A 17360-nucleotide genomic window follows, 5' to 3' on the forward strand; every position below is an offset into this window, starting at 1 on the left:
GTTTATGCTTCCGGTAGGTGATCGATGCCGGTACGGCCGGCGCTCGCAGGACGTTGGAGCGGATCGGCTGGCGCGGACCAGACGTCGGCCACTTGCACGCCGCTGAAATCGCACACCAGCACGCGCAGCTGGAACGCGCGGCCGTAGCGGTCCGGCGCTGTCAGGGTGTCGATGGCGGCTTGTCCCAGCGCGTGGTGAAAGGCGTCGCCAAGGCCGCGCTCCACCATCAACTCGGCGCCGAAGCGCGCGGTTTCGGCGGCGGCCATGGCGGCGCAGTCTTCAGGCGTGGCGCCGATGCGGCGGGCAATTTCCGCCACCAGGTCGGTATCGACTTCGCTGCGGTTGGCGTGGGTGATGGTTTCGCCTTGCGCGATCTTGGTCAGCTTGCCGACCATGACCGCCAGCACCACCAGCTGTATGCCCTGCGCCACCACTTCATCCAGCGCATAGCGCAGGAAGTCGCCCATCTGCACGAAGCAGGCGGACGGCAGTTCCGGACGTTCGGCGCGCAGCGTGGTCATGGCGAAGGTTTCGGTGCGGCCGCCGGTGGTCAGCGCCACTAGGTTGTAGCCGGCGGTGGCGGCGACCTGCACGCCCTGCACAACGCTGGCGCGCCAGGCGGCGGTGGAATATGGTTTGACGATGCCGGTGGTGCCGAGAATGCTGATGCCGCCCAGGATGCCCAGGCGGGCGTTGGTGGTCTTCTTCGCCATCACCTGGCCGTCCGGCACGCTGATGGTGACTTCAATGCCGTGTTCCGCCAGCAGCTGCGGCGCGGCTTCGCGCAGGTTGTCGGCGATGTTCTTGCGCGGCACAGGGTTGATGGCCGGCCCGCCCACTTCCAGCCCCAGGCCTTTCATGGTGACGGTGCCGACGCCATCGCCTGCAACGTAAGAGACCACGCCGGCCTCGCCGGGCAGCAGGCGCAGGTCAACCGTCATGTGCGCGCCATCGGTGCAATCGGGATCGTCGCCAGCGAACTTGATGACCATCGCGTGCGCACGGCCATCGCCGCAGCTGCCGTCATGGATGACGAAGTTCACCCGGCTGCCGTTGGGCAGCAGGCTTTCGATTTCTGCCGGCACTTGTCCGTGGACGAGGCCCAGCACCGCCGCTCGGGCGGCGGCGGCGGAACAGGCGCCGGTGGTGAAACCGGTACGGGTGCCACGTTCGGCAGCCGTTTTTTCTTTCATGGTGCGGCCTTTTGACGGGCTTCGGCCAGCGACAGCAGCGCGTGCAGCGTCGCGACCACCAGCGTGGAGCCGCCCTTGCGGCCACGGATGACGATCCACGGCACGTCGGTCAGTTCGGCCATCAGGTCCTTGGATTCAGCGGCGGAGACGAAGCCCACCGGCATGCCGACCACCAGCGCGGGACGCACGCCTTCTTCGCGGATCAGGCGCACCAGCTCAATCAGCGCGGTCGGCGCGTTGCCGATGCCAATGATGGCTTTGTCCAGCAGGCCGAGACGGTGGGCTTTGCGCATTGCCTGCACGGCGCGCGTGGTGTCTTCGGCCTTGGCGGTTTCGATGACGTCGGCGTCGCTGATGAACTGGTGGGTTTTCATGCCGAAGTGGCCCAGGCGCGGTTGCGACAGGCCGGAGCAGATCATTTCGACGTCCGCCACCACTGGCGTGCCGCCGGCCAGCATGGCGCTGATGCCGGCTTCCACCGCGTTTGCATGGAAGTCGGTCAGGCCGTTGAAGTCGAAGTCCGCGTTGGCGTGGATCATGCGGCGCACGATCGGCCATTGGCCTTCGGTGTAGGTGTGCGGGCCGACTTCGGCATCGATGATGGCGAAGCTGTCGTGTTCAATGACCTGGCCGGCGCGCGTGAGCTGTTCGGTGACGGTGTTCACGGTGCTCATGCCGGCTGGCCCTCCGGCTTGGCGTGGCCGTGGCCGTGATCGTGATCATGCGCATGGTCATGACCGTGGTCGTGTCCATGATCGTGACCGTGCTCATGGCCGTGGTCATGCGCTGGCGGGGCGGCATGGTCGTGCGTGTGCGCATGCGAGTGGCCGTGCCCCAGATCGTGGGCGATTTCGCGGTAGCTGCAACCGTCGCATGGAAGACGGCTATCCGGCACGCCGGCGCGCAGGTCTTCCACGCGCTGGTCCATCAGTTCAAAGATCTCGTTCTCAAAGCCGAAATGCTCGCCGCAGAAGAAGCGCACTTGCGGATACTGGCCGCGCAGATGCTCCACCTGGCGATGAATGCGCTGCATCAGCGTGCCGGTGTACAGGTAGTACGGCAGCACCACCACCTGACGCATGCCCAGCAGCACCTGGCGCTGCACGACCTTCTCCAGTCGCGGCCACGTGATGCCGGTGAACGCCAGGTCCACCAGTTCATGATCGCCCTCTTCCAGCAGCCAGCGCGCCATCTTGGCCATCTCGCCGTTCGCGCCACGATCCGACGACCCGCGACCCAGCACCACCACGCCGGTGGTGGTTGGATCAGGCATGTCCAGCGCGTTCATGCCTTTGCGCAGGCGACGTTTGAGGATCGCCAGGATCGGATCGCACGCCGTCAGGTGCGGCGCCAGCAGGATCTCGGTTTGCGGGCAGGCTTCGCGTGCGTGTTCGATCGCTTCCGGGATCTCCATCTTGACGTGGCCGGCCGCGTTCAGAATCAGCGGCACCACCAGCACGCGGCGTGAGCTGCGCGCGGCTTTCAGCAAGGCGGCGTTCATCTCCGGCGGCGCGAATTCGATGAAGCACAACTCGATGCGCCAGTCCGGCCGGCGCGCGCGCCACTGCTCCGTGAAGTCACGAATTTCCTGGTTGCCGGAGTCCTCGCGGGAACCGTGGCCGACAATCAGGATCGTGTCGAGATTAAGTTGGTTCATGCGCTCGCCTTTCTGAAACGATGGGTAAATGTGGGGTCATACAGCTTGGAACGCGCCAGGGTTTCCCAGTGCAGCGCGCCCAGCGTGGGGCTGGCGACGATCATCGCCTGGCTTGCGATACCGGCCTCCCGGCATCGCTGTTTAATATCGGCCAAGGTGCCGCGGACGATTTTCTGTTCGCCCGGCCAACTGGCCTTGTGCACCACCAGCATCGGCGAATCCTCGGCCCAGCCGGCGCCGCGCAATGCGGTTTCCACCTTGTGCATCAGGGTGATGGACAGGAAGATGCAGATCGTGGTGCGGTGCGCGGCCAGACTGGCGAGGTCTTCGCCGTCCGGCATCGGCGTGCGGCCTTCGACGCGGGTGAGGATCACGGTCTGTGTCACTTCCGGCAGCGTCATGGATTCGCCGGCGGCGGCCATCGAGGCCATGGCGGACGAGACGCCCGGCACCACGGACCATTCGATGCCCTCCGCGGTCAGCGGACGCGCCAGTTCGATCAGCGCGCCATACAGGCCAGGGTCGCCGGTTTGCAGGCGCACCACGGTGGCGTTGGTGCGCGCCTGTTCGATCAGCCAGGCGGTCATCTCTTCCAGCGTCATGTCCTTGGAGTCGCGGATGGCGCAGCCGGGTGGTGCGTACAGCGTCACGGCGCGGTCGACCAGCGATCCGGCGAACAGCACCGCGCCAGCCTGCGACAGCAGTTTCTGGCCTTTGACGGTGATGAGTTCCGGGTCGCCGGGGCCGGCGCCGACGAACCAGATTTTTCCAAAGCTTGTCATGCGGTGATCTCTCTTGAATTTTTAAGTGCGCGCAGGCTGTCGAGCAGGGCGTCGATGCTGCGTGGCGCCTGGCCTTCGGGCAGCACGCCCAGCGCCACCAGTTCGGCGTGCAATGCCAGTGCGGCGGGCGGACGCTGGCCGGCGGCTTGCAGCACTTCGGTTTGTGCGGCCAGTTGCTGCGCGGGGCCGGAGGCAATGCAGCGGCCGGCGGCCATCACGTGGATGTCGTCGGCCCAGCGCAGTGCGAAGTCGATGTCGTGGGTGGACAGCAGGATGGTGACGCCGCGCGCGGCGAGGCGGTCCAACAGTGCCGTCAATTCGGTTTGCATGGGGGCGTCGAGGCCGGCCATGGGTTCGTCGAGCAGCAGCACTTCCGGTTCCATCGCCAGCACGCCGGCGATGCAGACGCGTTTTTTCTGGCCGAAGCTCAGTTGGTGCACGGCGCGGCGGGCTTGACCGAGCAGGCCGACGGCATCCAGTGCTGCGGCCACGCGGGCGCGCACTTCGTCGGCGGGCAGGCCGAGGTTGAGGGGGCCGAAGGAGACGTCTTCTTCCACCAGTGCGGAGAACAGCTGGCGGTCGGGATTCTGGAACACCAGCCCTACGCGGCTGCGCAACGAGGTAAGTCCTTTGCGGCTGTAGTCGTAGGGCTGGCCGTCGTGGCGCAGCGTGCCGGCGGTTGGTTGCAGCAGGCCGTTCAGGTGCTGCAGGACGGTGGTTTTGCCGGCGCCGTTTGGACCAAGCAGCGCGTAGCGGCGGCCGCGTTGCAGCGTCAGCGTGCAGTCGCGCAGTCCGGTGCTGCCGTCCGGGTAGGTGTGATCGACGGCTTGCAACTCCAGGAGTGGGCTCACAGGCGGTCTCCCAGGGCGATGGCGAGCATCAGCGCGCCGGCCAGTGCGGCCCAGGCTTGCTGGCGCGATGCGTGCGGGTAGGCGGTGGGCAGGAAGCGCAGCGTACCTTGGTAGGCGCGGGCGTCGGCGGCCATTTGCAGGGCGGCGGCGCGCTGCCACACTTGCACAGCCATCTGGCCAGCGAGCAGGCCGGTGGAGCGCCAGGCCTGACGGAAATTACGGTAGCCAAGGCGGGCGCTTTGGGCGGTGATGCTTTCTTCCCATGCCTGCTGCATCACGAACAGCATGCGGTAGCACAGCACCATCAGGTCCAGCAGCAGTTCCGGCGTGCGCAGGCGGCGCAGCAGGTTGAGCAGGTCGGGCATCGGCGTGGTGAGCACGAGGCCGAGCATCGCGGCCAGCATGGCGAATGAGCGCAGGGCGAGGTGCTCGATGGTCGGCAGCATGGCGGTGGTGAAGTTCCAGTGGCCGTTGGCGTCCGGGCCGAGCAGCATGGTCAGGCAGGACAGCAGCAGGAAGCCGAGTGGTGGCAGCGCGACGGCGATGTAACTGCGCAGTTGCACGCGCGCGCCGAGCAGGGCGGCCAGCACCAGCACCGCCGTCAATGCGGCGAAGGCGACAGGGCTGTGCGCCAGCCAGGCCGCGACAAAGCCCGCCAGCGCAAACAGCGCCTTGGCCGACGGCGCCACATCGCGCCAGCGGCTGGCGTATGCCGACGACTCAATCAGCACGACGGTCCTGGAGCATAGGCGATGCCGAGACGCCCAAAGGCGCGGCGGTCGCCGGGCCAGCGGCGGCGTTGATAGCAGCGGCGTAGGCGGCGGCAGCGTGCGCCGCGTTGGCATCCGGCGCGGATGCGCCAACTTCGCGGCGCGCGCGTTCGCGGGCGACGGACATGCCGAGCCAGAAGCCGATGACGCCGGCGCCGATGGCCGCTTGCAGGGCGAACAGCAGCGATGCGATTTCGTCGCTGGCCGGCTCGAACACAGGCGAGAACCACGGCTTGTAGCCAGGCGAGATATCGCCGATGGCCCGCTGTGCGCGGTCATCGGCGCCGGTGAAGATGGCGCTAACCTCGCCACCCGGCGCCGCCGGCGGTGCGCTGATCAGCCACAAAGGCAGCACCGTCAGCAGCACGATGGCCAGCCACACCAGCCAGGTGCGCGCCTTCATACGCTACCTTTCCGCGCGCCGAGCGTCATCACCGGCAGCGCGCGCAGTTCGTGGGCGTTGAAGCGCACCATGGCGTTCACCACCAGCACCGTCAGCAGACCTTCGCTGATGGCGATCGGCACCTGCGTCAACGCGAAGATGCCGGCAAACTTGAAGAAGGAAACACTAAAACCGCCCACCGCCGCCGGAAACGCCAGCGCCAGTTGCACCGACGTGGTCACATACGTCGCCAGGTCGCCGATCGACGCGGCCAGGAACACCGCCACGGAACGCGACAAGCCCAGCGCCGCCACCGCGCGCAGCACGCCATAGGACACGAACGGACCGACAATCGCCATCGAGAACACATTCGCGCCCAGCGTCGTCAGCCCGCCGTGCGCCATCAGCAGCGCCTGGAACAGCAGCACCACAAAGCCGACCGGCACCATCGCCGCCGGCCCGAACAGCGCCGCGCCGAGGCCAACGCCGGTGGGATGCGAACAACTGCCCGTCACCGACGGCAACTTGAGCGCCGACAGCAGAAACGCGAACGCCGCCGCCACGCCCAGCAGCATGCGCCGCTCGGGATGGGCCTGCAGATCGCGGCCGATAGAGCGCAAGCCCCAGGCTAAAAAAGGTAAGGAAACGGCTGCCCAGCCGAGCGCGTGCGCTGGCGGCAAAAAGCCTTCCATGATGTGCATTCGAAACCTCCCGTCGAATGGGCTATATGGACACCAAGGCGGGAGCAGGAAAGGACGGTCGACGGGGGCGGAAGGCGAAAAGCCGGTCGACAGCGGCTTCCCGTAACCCCGGGGAATGGTGCTGGACTTTTTGGGCCGGTATTCTGGCTCGCCTTCATCCTTCTCCGTGTCTTCCCGCGTGTTACGGCAGTGACGTGTTGACGGAGTCGTCTGGCTTACAGCAGCGGGGGCTGCACCGGAATTACACCGGTTTCCCGTTTAACGCCTAAAAATTCGGCGCACCCAAGGATCGCATCTTACACTAGCGGCTTGAACCATGCCAAGCGAAACCCAAACCGCCTCGCAGCCGGTATCATTCGCTCTGGAACGTCAAAAAGGAAATGCAATGGCAGCGCTGGGGAAAGTCTATTTGATCGGAGCAGGGCCGGGCGCCGCCGACCTGATCACCGTGCGCGGTGCGCGTCTGCTGGCGCAAGCCGAGGTTGTGCTGTACGACGCCTTGGTCACGCCGGAAATGCTGGCCCTGTGTTCGCAGGCAAAGCTGATTTCGGTCGGCAAACGCTCCGGCCAGCGCTCCACCGCGCAAACCGTGATCAACCAGCAACTGGTCGACTGCGCGCAGCGCTACCAGCTGGTGGTGCGCCTGAAGGGCGGCGACCCGATGCTGTTCGGCCGCGCCGACGAGGAACTGCGCGCGCTGGAAGCCGAAGGGATCGAAGTGGAAGTGGTGCCCGGCATCACCACCGCGCTGGCCGCCGCCGCCGCCACCAAGCAGCCGCTGACCCGGCGCGGCGTCGCCCGCAGCGTGGCGTTCTTCACGTCCAGCACCGCGCCCAACGAGCCGGACCATCCGTCGCTGCCGGAAACCGATACCCTGGTGCAATACATGGGCGGCCGGGAAGCCGCCGCCACCGCCGGGCGCCTGCTGGCCGAGGGCCGCCGCCCGGATCTGCCGGTGGTGGTGGTGGAAAATTGCAGCCGCGCGGACCAGCGCATCCTGCGCATGACGCTGAGCGGACTGGCCGGCGGCCTGGACGCGGCGCAAGGCCCGGTGCTGGTGATGATCGGCGAAGCGCTGCAACAACGTTCCCACCAGCCAAGTTAAACAAGCGCAATAAAATACTGGTATTATGTACAGTGTTAGCCTCCGCACGCACAAACCTGCGTGCCCCCGGCGCAAGTAATCAAACCCGGCTATAGTGACGGGTTGACTCTAAAGGCCCAAAATCCCATGGAACAGATCCGCATTCGCGGCGCACGCACGCACAACCTGAAAAACATCAATCTTGATCTGCCACGCAACAAGCTGATCGTGATCACCGGCTTGTCGGGTTCCGGCAAGTCTTCGCTGGCGTTTGACACGCTGTACGCCGAAGGCCAGCGCCGCTATGTGGAATCGCTGTCGGCCTACGCCCGCCAGTTCCTGCAACTGATGGAAAAGCCGGACGTCGACCTGATCGAAGGCCTGTCGCCGGCCATCTCGATCGAGCAGAAAGCCACCTCGCACAATCCGCGTTCGACGGTCGGCACCGTGACCGAGATCCACGACTATCTGCGCCTGCTGTACGCACGCGTCGGCACGCCGTACTGCATCAACCACCCGGACCAGGCGCTGGCCGCACAAACCGTGTCGCAGATGGTCGACGCGGTGCTGGCCCTGCCGGCCGACACCAAGCTGATGATCCTGGCGCCGGTGGTGGCCAACCGCAAGGGCGAGCACTCGGACCTGTTCGAATCGATGCAGGCGCAGGGCTTCGTGCGCTTCCGCGTACAGAGCGGCACGCATGACGCCAAGATCTATGAAGTGGACGACCTGCCGAAGCTGAAGAAAACCGAGAAGCACACCATCGACGTGGTGATCGACCGCGTCAAGGTCAGCGCCGACATCAAGCAACGCCTCGCCGAAAGCTTCGAGACCGCGCTGCGCCTGGCCGATGGCCGCGCCGTGGCGCTGGAAATGGATACCGGCACGGAGCACGTCTACTCCAACAAATTCGCCTGCAATATCTGCGGCTACTCGCTGCAGGAGCTGGAACCGCGCCTGTTCTCGTTCAATAACCCGATGGGCGCCTGCCCGGAATGCGACGGCCTCGGTCACATCGAGTTCTTCGATCCGAAGCGCATCGTCGCCTTCCCCAACCTGTCGCTGGCTTCCGGCGCGGTCAAGGGGTGGGACCGCCGCAACCAGTTCTACTTCCAGATGCTGTCCAACCTGGCGGCCTACTACGAGTTCGACCTGGACCTGCCGTTCGAGCAGTTGCCGAAGGCGTCGCAGGAAGTGATCCTGCACGGTTCGGGCAAGCAGCAGATCCCGTTCACCTACATCAATGAGCGCGGCCGCACCGTGGTCAAGGAGCACGCGTTCGAAGGCGTGGTCACCAACCTGGCGCGCCGCTACCGCGAAACCGATTCGATGGCGGTAAAAGAGGAACTGGCGAAGTTCATCAACGAGAAAAAATGTCCTTCGTGCGAAGGCGCGCGCCTGCGCATCGAGGCGCGCTACGTCAAGGTCGGCAGCGGCAAGCAGGAACGCGCGATCTACGAGATCGCCGAGAAGCCGCTGCGCGAGACGCTGTCGTTCTTCGAACAGCTGAAGCTCAAGGGCGCGAAGAAGGAAATCGCCGACCGCGTGGTGAAAGAGATCATCTCGCGCCTGCAGTTCCTGAACAACGTCGGCCTCGATTACCTGTCGCTCGACCGCAGCGCCGATACGCTGTCGGGCGGCGAAGCGCAGCGTATCCGCCTGGCGTCGCAGATCGGTTCCGGCCTGACCGGCGTGATGTACGTGCTGGATGAACCGTCGATCGGCCTGCACCAGCGCGACAACGACCGCCTGATCGACACCCTGCGCCACCTGCGCGACATCGGCAACAGCGTGCTGGTGGTGGAGCACGACGAAGACGCGATCCGCACCGCCGACTACGTGGTCGACATGGGCCCCGGCGCTGGCGTGCATGGCGGCGAAGTGATCGCCGCCGGTTCGCTGAAGGACATCCTGAAGAACAAGAAGTCGCTGACCGCGCAGTACCTGAACGGCACGCGCAAGATCGAAGTACCGGCGAAGCGCCACGTGGCCGATCCGGATCGCCAGCTGGTGATCACCGGCGCCACCGGCAACAACCTGAAAAAAGTGACGCTGAAGCTGCCGGTCGGCCTGATGACCTGCGTGACCGGCGTGTCCGGCTCCGGCAAGTCGACGCTGATCAACGACACGCTGTTCCCGGCGCTGTCGCGCCACCTGTACGGTTCGCAGACCGAACCGGCGCCGCACGACACCATCAGCGGCCTGGAACACTTCGACAAGGTGATCTCGGTCGACCAGGCGCCGATCGGCCGCACACCGCGTTCGAATCCGGCCACCTACACCGGTCTGTTCACGCCGATCCGCGATTTGTTCGCGACGGTGCCGACCGCCAAGGAACGCGGCTACAGCGCCGGCCGTTTCTCGTTCAACGTCAAGGGCGGCCGCTGCGAAGCCTGCCAGGGCGATGGCGTGATCAAGGTCGAGATGCACTTCCTGCCGGACGTCTACGTGCCGTGCGACGTTTGCCACGGCAAGCGCTATAACCGCGAAACGCTGGAAGTCCAGTACAAGGGCAAGAACATCACCGAGATCCTCGACATGACGGTCGAAGATGCGCACGAGTTCTTCAAGCCGGTGCCGCTGATCGCGCGCAAGCTGCATACGCTGCTGGACGTGGGCCTGGGCTACATCAAGCTGGGTCAGAGCGCGACCACGCTGTCGGGCGGCGAGGCGCAGCGCGTCAAGCTGTCGCTGGAACTGTCCAAGCGCGATACCGGCCGCACGCTGTACATCCTGGACGAGCCGACCACCGGTCTGCACTTCCACGATATCGACCTGCTGCTGAAGGTGATCCACCGTCTGCGCGACCAGGGCAACACGCTGGTCATCATCGAGCACAATCTCGATGTGATCAAGACCGCCGACTGGCTGGTCGACCTGGGACCGGAAGGCGGCGCGGGCGGCGGCAAGATCATCGCCAGCGGTTCGCCGGAAGACGTGGCGGCCAATCCTGCCAGCGTGACCGGCAAATACCTGGTGCCGCTGCTGAAGTAATCATGAAGCGGGATCTCGCACCCACCCGCCTCGATCACATGATCGACATCGTCCGGCACCATGCGCCGGACGAGCGGCGGGTGGCGACGGCCATCCCCTTCCTGTCGCTGCTGCGCTCTTCCCATCCCACGCCGGTGACACGCGGCGTGCTCAAACCCTCGTGCTGCGTGATCCTGCAGGGTCACAAACGTGTGCATCTCTCCGACGAAGTGCTCGACTACGGCCCCGGCGAGTACCTGGTGGTGTCGGTCGACATGCCGGCCTCCGGCCACATCGTCAGCGCCACGGCCGACAAGCCGTATCTGCTGCTGAACATCGAGCTCGATCCGCAGGAAATCGCCGCCATCGTATTGGAAGCGAAGATCGCCATCGATTCCGAGCAGCCGGTGCGCGGCGCCTTCGTCGGCAAGACCGATGACGCCTTGCAGGAGTCCTTGTACCAGCTGGTGCGCCTGCTGCAGGCGCCGCCGGCGGAAGCGGCCTTCCTGGCCGTGGGCCTGAAACGCGAAATCATCTACCGCCTGCTGACCGGCGCCTACGGCCGCCAGCTGTATCAGAATGTGGTGCTGGACCAGCAGGACCGCGGCATCAGCAAGGCCATCGCCTGGCTCAAGGACCATTACGACCAGTCGATCAAGGTGGAAGACCTGGCGCAGGCCACCAATATGAGCGTCTCCAGTCTGCACCACCGCTTCAAGGCCGTAACCACCATGGGACCGATGCAGTACCAGAAGCAGCTGCGCCTGCAACAGGCGCGCAACCTGCTGCTGAACGGCGATGTCGACGCCACCACCGCCGCCTACAAGGTCGGCTACGAAAGCGCCTCGCAATTCAGCCGCGAATACCGCCGCCTGTTCGGCGCGCCGCCGATGCAGGACATCAAAAAACTACGAGCCGCGCCATGAAGATCAACACGAAACGTTTGCTGCCATTTGGCGCGGTATTGCTGGTGCTTGCCATCGCCGGTCTGCTGGCCGACAAGGCCTGGTCGGAAAAGCAGCAGCAGCTCGACCTGATCACCGATTTCTACCGCGACCATCTGGCGCGGCCGGACAGCCGCCTGGCCAGCCAGCTGCCGCCGGGGACGTTCTACTCCAGGGAGCTGGAAGCGCTGGTCGATGCCAACAGCCAGCTGTGTTACAGCCTGTCGCGCGGCGACGATGTCTGCGGCTATGGCGCCGACGCGGACGTGTTCCTGCAAACGCAGGAAGCCTCGCCGACGCTGGACTTCGACCGCTCCAGCTTCAAGGTCAGCCGCGTTGGCGAAAACATCGTGGAAGCCACCTTCAACGTCTATCCCGACATGGGCACGGCCTACGACCGCCAGATCCGCTACGTGCTGGTGGAGGAAGACGAAGGCTGGCGCGTCGACGACATGCTGTTCTCCGACGGCCGCTCGATGCGCCAGGAGATCCAGCAGGAGAACGACGCCATCCTGTCGCGCGCCCGCGACCTGGGCGATACGGCCGGCTGGGTGTTCAACTATCTCGGCAATGAAGAAATGCTGGACCGCGCGGTGCGCTTCATCGCCTTCCCGGTGCAGGTGTGCGACCAGTACGGCGCCTGCGCCGCCATGAAGCGCGACGATCCGCGCCTGTTGCAGGCGCTGGATGCGCTGGCCGACAGCAAGCCGGATATCGGCAACCTGCCCAAGCCGGGCGATGTGCAGGCCAGCGACGGCAAGGTGGTTGCGGTCAGCGCGCTGGACTTCACGTTCCAGAACCGCGCATGGTGGGTGAACCGGATCGATCTGCGCCGCCTGCCGGCATCGCCGCTAGCGCCACGCCATGAATAAGGGATTGTCGCGCAGCGGCGCGTAGAGACTGTCCTGCATTTCGATGTGCGCCCACGCCGGATTCAGCGACAGCAGCACGCCGAGATAATCGAGCGTTGCCGCCTGGTCGTCCATGGCCATCGACAGCCGCGCGGCGCGGCGCCAGATGCGGTCCCATCCCTGACTTCTGCGCAGCGCTTCGGACAGCGACATGCGCGCCTCCGCCTTCAGTCCCTTGCGCAGTTGCCGTTCCGCGCGCAGCATGGACTGCAGCGCATAGTGCCGCTCCATCAGGCGGCGCAAATCCTTCACCGGTTCCGCCGCCGCGTCGACACGCAGGTCGATGTCCTGCCAGTCGCCATCCACCGTGCGCACCAATAACGCGGCGGACAACTTGCCGGTCCTTTGACCACCGGCGCTTTCGCCGGCTTCCAGTGCGGCCATCAGGCGCTCGCCCAGCGTGCCGGCAGCCGATGCAAATGTTTGCCGCATGTCGGCCAGCACCTGCGCACCTGCCAGGCCGTTGCCCTGTACGGAATAGCCGTCGCCGCTCAACGCGCCGGCCCATGCCGAGGCTTGCGCTTCGGCGCCGGTGAACGCGGCGGCGCGGCCATTGGCGGCGACAATACCAACCTGCCGCGCGGCGATGGTCTGGCCGTCGAAATCGCCGTCGGCGCCAAGCAGCGTGTTCAGCGCGGCCTCGGGCGCGGCGCCGGAGGCCAGCAGCGCCAGCCCCGCCGGCCCGTAAGACGGATTGGTCTCAAACTGCGACACCAACGCTCCCACGTGCGCCTGCGCATAGGGCACGCTGGCGCCGACCGCCAGGTTGTTGGTGGCGACCGCCACGCCGCAATTGCCGTCGCGGTCGCAGGCCACGATGGAAAACGTGGCCTGCGCCGGCCCTGCGCCCAACATCAGCACAGCGGCAAAGGCGGCGGCATGCGGCGACAGCATGGCATCAGGCTTTCTTCTGGCTGGCTACCCAATCCTTGATGTGGGTCTCCAGCACGTCCATCGGCAGCGCGCCGGCGCCCAGCACCTGGTCGTGGAAGGCGCGCAGGTCGAAGCGCTCGCCCAGCTCCTTGCGGGCGTAGTCGCGCAGCTCAAGAATCTTCAACTGGCCGATCTTGTAGCCCAGCGCCTGGCCCGGCCACACGATGTAGCGGTCGGTCTCGCTCTGCACTTCCACTTCCTCGATACCCGAATGGTCGTGGAAGAAGTCCACCACCTGCTGGCGGTCCCACTTCTTGTAGTGCAGTCCCGTGTCCACCACCAGGCGGATCGCGCGCAGCATCTCGTCCTGCAAATGGCCGTAGTAGCTGTATGGGTCCTTGTAGAAGCCCAGCTCCTCGCCTAGGCGTTCCGAGTACAGCGCCCAGCCCTCCGCGTAGGCGGTGTAGTTGCCCTGCTGGCGGAAGTCCGGCAAGCCCTGGATCTCCTGCGCGATGGTCAGCTGCATGTGGTGGCCAGGCACGCCTTCGTGCAGCGCGGTGGTTTCGATGTCGATGGTGGAGCGGTGCGCGAAATCGCCGGTGTTGACCATCACGCGGCCGGGACGCTTGCCATCCTGGGAGCCCGGCATATAGGCCGCGGCGGACGCGCCCTTCTCGCGGAATTCCTCCACCGGCTTGATTTCCACTTTACCCTTCGGCAGCACGGTGAACAGGTTGGGCAGCTGGATATACATCTGGTCCGTGTATTTCTGATACAGGTCGATGATCTCCTGGCGTGATTTCGGGTGCAGCGCCGGATTGTCGGCCACCGCCTTGTTGAAGGATTTCAGATCGCTGTAGCCCAGTTTCTGCGCGGTCGCCAGCATCTGCGCTTCGATGCGCGCCACTTCGGACAGGCCCAGTTGGTGGATCTGCTCCGGCGTCATCTCGGTGGTGGTGGACGATTGGGCCTTGAAGGCGTAACGCGCTGCGCCGTCCGGCAGCGACCACATGCCGACGTCCTTGCGGCCGTTCGGCAGGTATCGGGTTTTGGTGTAGACCGCCAGCTTTTTATAGGCCGGCGTGACGTCGTTTTTCACCGCCGCCAGGATCTCCCTGCTCAGGCGCGCCTTGTCGGCGGCGGTGAACTCTTTCGGGAATTTCTTCAACGGCTCGGCATACGGCGAATCGGCCGGCTTCATGGCCGCCACGTCCTCGCACTGCTTGACGATTTTCGGAATCAGGAACTGCGGCGGCATCAGGTGATCATGCACGCCTTTGTCCATCTGCACGCGGGTCTGCTCGAACAGCTTGGGCAGTGCGTGCAGACGCTTGATGTAGTCGTCGTAATCCTTCACCGTGTCGAACGACAGCGCCGAGATGATCATCGGCGTATCGATATGCACGCCGGAGTTCTGCGCCAGCGGCATTTCCCAGTCCTTGAAGCGCGCGCCGTCCACGTTCTGGCGCAGCTGGCGCACCATCAGTTCGCGGTTCAGCTGTTCCTGCAGCGGGAAGCCGGTGGTGTCCACGGCTTCGAAGCGCTTGAGGAAGTCGGCGCTGGCGCGGATGTCGGCGTCGATGCCGGCCTGCGAGAAATCGGACCATTTGTCGTTGTAGCGCTTGTCGCCAATCATCGAGGCCCACTCCGGGCTGGTGCGCATGGTGTACTGCCACTGTTCCTTGATCAGCTCATTCAGCGCCGCGCGGCGCGCTTCCAGGTCGGGTGCGCCGGTGTCGGCATGGGCAGCGCCCAGGATCAGGGAGAACAACAGGGCGCTGGCGGCGCCGATGCGGGGAATCGTGGTCATGTCGGCCTATCTTGAAAAGGATGTTGAGCCTGAACTGTAGCCGCCGGCGGGACAAGGCGCGCGGCAATTGTGACGAAATGCCAAAACCCGGGCCTGGAATGCAGAATCAGGCAACCATGCGGCAGAAACCCCACTGACGCGCCGGCGCGCCGATTTTTAGAATGACTGCATCACCTACCCAAGGAGCTGTCATGCACACCATCGATCACATCTACATCAACGGCCAGTTCATCACACCGCACGGCACCGAGCTGTTCGACCTGGTCAACCCCACCACCGGCCAGCTGGATGGCCAGGTACGCCTGGGCGACGTCGAAGACACGCGCCGCGCCATTGCCGCCGCCAAGGCGGCCTTCCCGGCCTTCTCGCGCAGTACCAAGGCGCAGCGTGGAGCCATGCTACAACGCCTGCACGACGCGGTGCTGGCGCGCGCCGACGACGCCGCCGACGCGCTGATCGAGGAATACGGTGGTCCGCGCAATAGCAGCGTGGGGCGCTCGCGCTACACCGCGAATATGTTTTTGGATGTGAAGAAGGTGATGGACGATCACGAATTCGTCAAGACCGTAAACAAGTCCAAGGTGGTGCTGGAGCCGGTGGGCGTGGTCGGCATCATCACGCCGTGGAATTCGAGCGCGTGGTTCATCGCCAACAAAGTCGCGACGGCGATCGCGGCCGGTTGCACGGTGGTGGTCAAGCCGAGCGAATTAAGCGCGCGCCAGAACCAGGTGCTGCTCGAAGCGATACATGCGGCCGAGCTGCCGCCGGGCGTGGTCAATGTGGTCAACGGCCGTGGCGACGTGGTCGGCGCGGAACTCAGCGTGCACCCGGATATCAACAAGATCTCGTTCACCGGTTCGACGCCGGTCGGCAAGCAGATCGCCCGCCTCGGCGTCGACACCATGAAGCGCGTGACACTGGAGCTGGGCGGCAAGAGCGCCAACGTGATCCTCGACGACGCCGATTTCGTCAAGGCGATTCCGAACGCGGTGGCGGCCTGCTACATGAACAACGGCCAGGCCTGCATCGCCGGTTCGCGCCTGCTGGTGCCGGCGCACCGCCTGGAGGAGGTCAAGCAGCTGGCCAGGATGGCGGCGGAAGCGATTGTGGTCGGCGATCCGCATGATGCGGCGGTGGCGCTGGGACCGATCGTCACGCAGAAGCAGTTTGAGCGCGTGCAGCACTACATCGCTGTGGGCATCGAAGAGGGCGCGGAGCTGGTCACCGGCGGCCTGGGCAAACCGGACGGGCTGGAAGCGGGCTACTTCGTCAAGCCGACCGTGTTTGCCGGCGTAACGCCGTCGATGACCATCGCCAAAGACGAAATCTTCGGTCCGGTGCTGTCGATCATGACCTATGAAACCGAAGAGGAGGCGATCGCCATCGCCAACGACACGCCATACGGTCTGCAAGCCTACGTCAGCTCCACCGACCTGGCGCGCGCCAACCGCGTGGCGGACCAGCTGCTGGCGGGCCGCGTGCACATCAACGGCATCCACGACGACCTGATCGCGCCGTTCGGCGGCTTCAAGCAATCCGGCATCGGCCGCGAGTTCGGTCCCTACGGGCTGGAAGCCTACCTGGAGCCGAAAGCCATCCTCGGCGAAGCGGCGCAATACCGTTAAGCCAGCAGGTCGGCGACCTCGCGAAACACCCGGTGCGGCTGCTCGGCGATCAGCGCGTCGACGTGGTTGAAGCCCCAGGCCACGGCGCCAAAGGCGACGCCGGCTTCGGCCGACACCTTGGCGTCGCGGATCTCGTCGCCGATCAGCATCACATGTTCGCGCGCGACGCCGGTGGCGGCCAGCACCTTGCGGATCTTCGGCAGCTTGCCGAACAGCGAGGCGCCGCATTCGACGTGACTGAACAGGGCGGCGGTTTCCGGTCCCAGGATCTTCAGCACATTGCTGCGCGAGTTGGAGCTGACGATGGTCAGTTGCACGCCCTGGGCTTTCAGCGCGCGCAGCGCCTGGTCCATGCCGGCGAACAGGCGGATGCCGTCAATGTTGCGGCCCATGCCAGCGCGCATGAAGGTGGCGATGGCTGGCACTTTCCATAGCGGTACTTCGTGGATCTTCATCAGTTGCCGCGCATCGAGGTCGCGCAGCGACTGCCTGCGGCTCTGGTCGAGGCGCTTGAAACCGTATTTGTCGGCAGCCTCGTCGAATAGCTGCAGAAACATCGACAGGGTATCGGCCAGCGTGCCGTCGAAATCAAAGATGATGAGCTTGCGGTCCAAGTCGTTCCCGGCACAATGTGAGGTATCCTATTATGCCGCGGTCTTTCAAAACAGGCTGAAATCGTCGTTACTGTCCGGAAGCGAGCGCAGCACACGCGCCAGCGGGCTTTGGTAAATCAGGTACAGCGCGACGGGGATCAGCAAGAACAAAGCAGCCATGATTGCATTCCTTTTTCGCACACGTGTGCGA

The 17360-nt window shown here is 65.1% G+C and carries 16 protein-coding genes and 1 riboswitch; of the genes, 5 read left to right on the forward strand and 11 right to left on the reverse strand.

Annotated features, from left to right (window positions below; genetic code table 11):
• Nucleotides 1–2 precede the first annotated feature (2 nt).
• Genes GJ695_RS12975 through GJ695_RS13010 form a run of 8 tightly spaced genes read right to left on the reverse strand, consistent with a single transcriptional unit; the run spans nt 3 to nt 6336 of the window.
• Nucleotides 3–1193, reverse strand: a complete 1191-nt coding sequence (locus GJ695_RS12975) for a cobalt-precorrin-5B (C(1))-methyltransferase (protein WP_154365353.1) — start codon at nt 1191–1193, stop codon at nt 3–5.
• On the reverse strand, nt 1190–1867 hold the full coding sequence (locus tag GJ695_RS12980; RefSeq protein ID WP_154365355.1) for a precorrin-8X methylmutase: 678 nt from the start codon (nt 1865–1867) through the stop codon (nt 1190–1192). Before GJ695_RS12980 ends, GJ695_RS12975 begins: the two co-directional genes overlap by 4 nt.
• Nucleotides 1864–2850 (reverse strand): sirohydrochlorin chelatase, encoded by a 987-nt coding sequence (locus tag GJ695_RS12985; protein ID WP_154365357.1) that lies wholly within the window; start codon nt 2848–2850, stop codon nt 1864–1866. The genes GJ695_RS12980 and GJ695_RS12985 overlap by 4 nt, the downstream gene beginning before the upstream one ends.
• On the reverse strand, nt 2847–3632 hold the full coding sequence (cobM, locus tag GJ695_RS12990; protein ID WP_154365359.1) for a precorrin-4 C(11)-methyltransferase: 786 nt from the start codon (nt 3630–3632) through the stop codon (nt 2847–2849). The genes GJ695_RS12985 and cobM overlap by 4 nt, the downstream gene beginning before the upstream one ends.
• Nucleotides 3629–4483: an energy-coupling factor ABC transporter ATP-binding protein gene (locus GJ695_RS12995; protein WP_166455187.1), complete on the reverse strand. Its 855-nt coding sequence runs from the start codon at nt 4481–4483 to the stop codon at nt 3629–3631. The genes cobM and GJ695_RS12995 overlap by 4 nt, the downstream gene beginning before the upstream one ends.
• Nucleotides 4480–5214, reverse strand: a complete 735-nt coding sequence (gene cbiQ, locus GJ695_RS13000; protein WP_166455186.1) for a cobalt ECF transporter T component CbiQ — start codon at nt 5212–5214, stop codon at nt 4480–4482. Before cbiQ ends, GJ695_RS12995 begins: the two co-directional genes overlap by 4 nt.
• On the reverse strand, nt 5204–5656 hold the full coding sequence (locus GJ695_RS13005) for an energy-coupling factor ABC transporter substrate-binding protein (RefSeq protein WP_154365363.1): 453 nt from the start codon (nt 5654–5656) through the stop codon (nt 5204–5206). The genes cbiQ and GJ695_RS13005 overlap by 11 nt, the downstream gene beginning before the upstream one ends.
• Nucleotides 5653–6336 carry an energy-coupling factor ABC transporter permease gene (locus GJ695_RS13010; protein ID WP_154357510.1) on the reverse strand — a complete coding sequence of 228 codons (684 nt, stop codon included), beginning with the start codon at nt 6334–6336 and terminating at the stop codon, nt 5653–5655. The genes GJ695_RS13005 and GJ695_RS13010 overlap by 4 nt, the downstream gene beginning before the upstream one ends.
• Nucleotides 6337–6452: 116 nt before the next feature.
• Nucleotides 6453–6637, reverse strand: a riboswitch (cobalamin riboswitch).
• A gap of 84 nt (nt 6638–6721) precedes the next feature.
• On the opposite strand from GJ695_RS13010, the gene cobA reads away from it, so the two are divergent.
• The 4 genes from cobA to GJ695_RS13030 all read left to right on the forward strand — a co-directional run bounded on the left by cobA (nt 6722) and on the right by GJ695_RS13030 (nt 12209).
• Entirely contained in the window at nt 6722–7441 is a 720-nt protein-coding gene (gene cobA, locus GJ695_RS13015) for a uroporphyrinogen-III C-methyltransferase (RefSeq protein ID WP_154365365.1), read from the forward strand.
• Nucleotides 7442–7567: 126 nt separating this feature from the next.
• Nucleotides 7568–10414, forward strand: a complete 2847-nt coding sequence (gene uvrA / locus GJ695_RS13020; RefSeq protein WP_154365367.1) for an excinuclease ABC subunit UvrA — start codon at nt 7568–7570, stop codon at nt 10412–10414.
• 2 nt (nt 10415–10416) lie between these two features.
• Nucleotides 10417–11319, forward strand: a complete 903-nt coding sequence (locus tag GJ695_RS13025) for an AraC family transcriptional regulator (RefSeq protein ID WP_154365369.1) — start codon at nt 10417–10419, stop codon at nt 11317–11319.
• On the forward strand, nt 11316–12209 hold the full coding sequence (locus GJ695_RS13030; RefSeq protein ID WP_154365371.1) for a hypothetical protein: 894 nt from the start codon (nt 11316–11318) through the stop codon (nt 12207–12209). Before GJ695_RS13025 ends, GJ695_RS13030 begins: the two co-directional genes overlap by 4 nt.
• Here the strand turns inward: GJ695_RS13030 and GJ695_RS13035 are convergent.
• Both GJ695_RS13035 and GJ695_RS13040 read right to left on the reverse strand, forming a co-directional pair.
• Nucleotides 12189–13142: a DUF1028 domain-containing protein gene (locus tag GJ695_RS13035; RefSeq protein WP_208023407.1), complete on the reverse strand. Its 954-nt coding sequence runs from the start codon at nt 13140–13142 to the stop codon at nt 12189–12191. The two genes, GJ695_RS13030 and GJ695_RS13035, sit on opposite strands and share 21 nt — an antisense overlap.
• Before the next feature lie 4 nt (nt 13143–13146).
• Nucleotides 13147–14931 (reverse strand): DUF885 domain-containing protein, encoded by a 1785-nt coding sequence (locus GJ695_RS13040; protein WP_154365373.1) that lies wholly within the window; start codon nt 14929–14931, stop codon nt 13147–13149.
• Nucleotides 14932–15122: 191 nt separating this feature from the next.
• On the opposite strand from GJ695_RS13040, the gene GJ695_RS13045 reads away from it, so the two are divergent.
• Nucleotides 15123–16556 carry an aldehyde dehydrogenase family protein gene (locus GJ695_RS13045; protein WP_154365375.1) on the forward strand — a complete coding sequence of 478 codons (1434 nt, stop codon included), beginning with the start codon at nt 15123–15125 and terminating at the stop codon, nt 16554–16556.
• Here GJ695_RS13045 and GJ695_RS13050 read toward each other — a convergent pair.
• Entirely contained in the window at nt 16553–17170 is a 618-nt protein-coding gene (locus GJ695_RS13050; RefSeq protein WP_154365377.1) for an HAD hydrolase-like protein, read from the reverse strand. The genes GJ695_RS13045 and GJ695_RS13050 overlap by 4 nt on opposite strands.
• Between the last annotated feature and the right edge of the window lie 190 nt (nt 17171–17360).

The organism is Duganella alba (assembly GCF_009674495.1).
GTDB lineage: Bacteria > Pseudomonadota > Gammaproteobacteria > Burkholderiales > Burkholderiaceae_D > Rugamonas > Rugamonas alba.

Excerpts from the sequence above, each read along its gene's own strand:
- GJ695_RS12975 (WP_154365353.1), bottom strand. The coding sequence starts at position 1,193 with ATGAAAGAAAAAACGGCTGCCGAACGTGGCACCCGTACCGGTTTCACC.
- GJ695_RS12980 (WP_154365355.1), bottom strand. The coding sequence starts at position 1,867 with ATGAGCACCGTGAACACCGTCACCGAACAGCTCACGCGCGCCGGCCAG.
- GJ695_RS12985 (WP_154365357.1), bottom strand. The coding sequence starts at position 2,850 with ATGAACCAACTTAATCTCGACACGATCCTGATTGTCGGCCACGGTTCC.
- cobM (WP_154365359.1), bottom strand. The coding sequence starts at position 3,632 with ATGACAAGCTTTGGAAAAATCTGGTTCGTCGGCGCCGGCCCCGGCGAC.
- GJ695_RS13005 (WP_154365363.1), bottom strand. The coding sequence starts at position 5,656 with ATGAAGGCGCGCACCTGGCTGGTGTGGCTGGCCATCGTGCTGCTGACG.
- GJ695_RS13010 (WP_154357510.1), bottom strand. The coding sequence starts at position 6,336 with ATGCACATCATGGAAGGCTTTTTGCCGCCAGCGCACGCGCTCGGCTGG.
- cobA (WP_154365365.1), top strand. The coding sequence starts at position 6,722 with ATGGCAGCGCTGGGGAAAGTCTATTTGATCGGAGCAGGGCCGGGCGCC.
- uvrA (WP_154365367.1), top strand. The coding sequence starts at position 7,568 with ATGGAACAGATCCGCATTCGCGGCGCACGCACGCACAACCTGAAAAAC.
- GJ695_RS13025 (WP_154365369.1), top strand. The coding sequence starts at position 10,417 with ATGAAGCGGGATCTCGCACCCACCCGCCTCGATCACATGATCGACATC.
- GJ695_RS13030 (WP_154365371.1), top strand. The coding sequence starts at position 11,316 with ATGAAGATCAACACGAAACGTTTGCTGCCATTTGGCGCGGTATTGCTG.
- GJ695_RS13035 (WP_208023407.1), bottom strand. The coding sequence starts at position 13,142 with ATGCTGTCGCCGCATGCCGCCGCCTTTGCCGCTGTGCTGATGTTGGGC.
- GJ695_RS13040 (WP_154365373.1), bottom strand. The coding sequence starts at position 14,931 with ATGACCACGATTCCCCGCATCGGCGCCGCCAGCGCCCTGTTGTTCTCC.
- GJ695_RS13045 (WP_154365375.1), top strand. The coding sequence starts at position 15,123 with ATGCACACCATCGATCACATCTACATCAACGGCCAGTTCATCACACCG.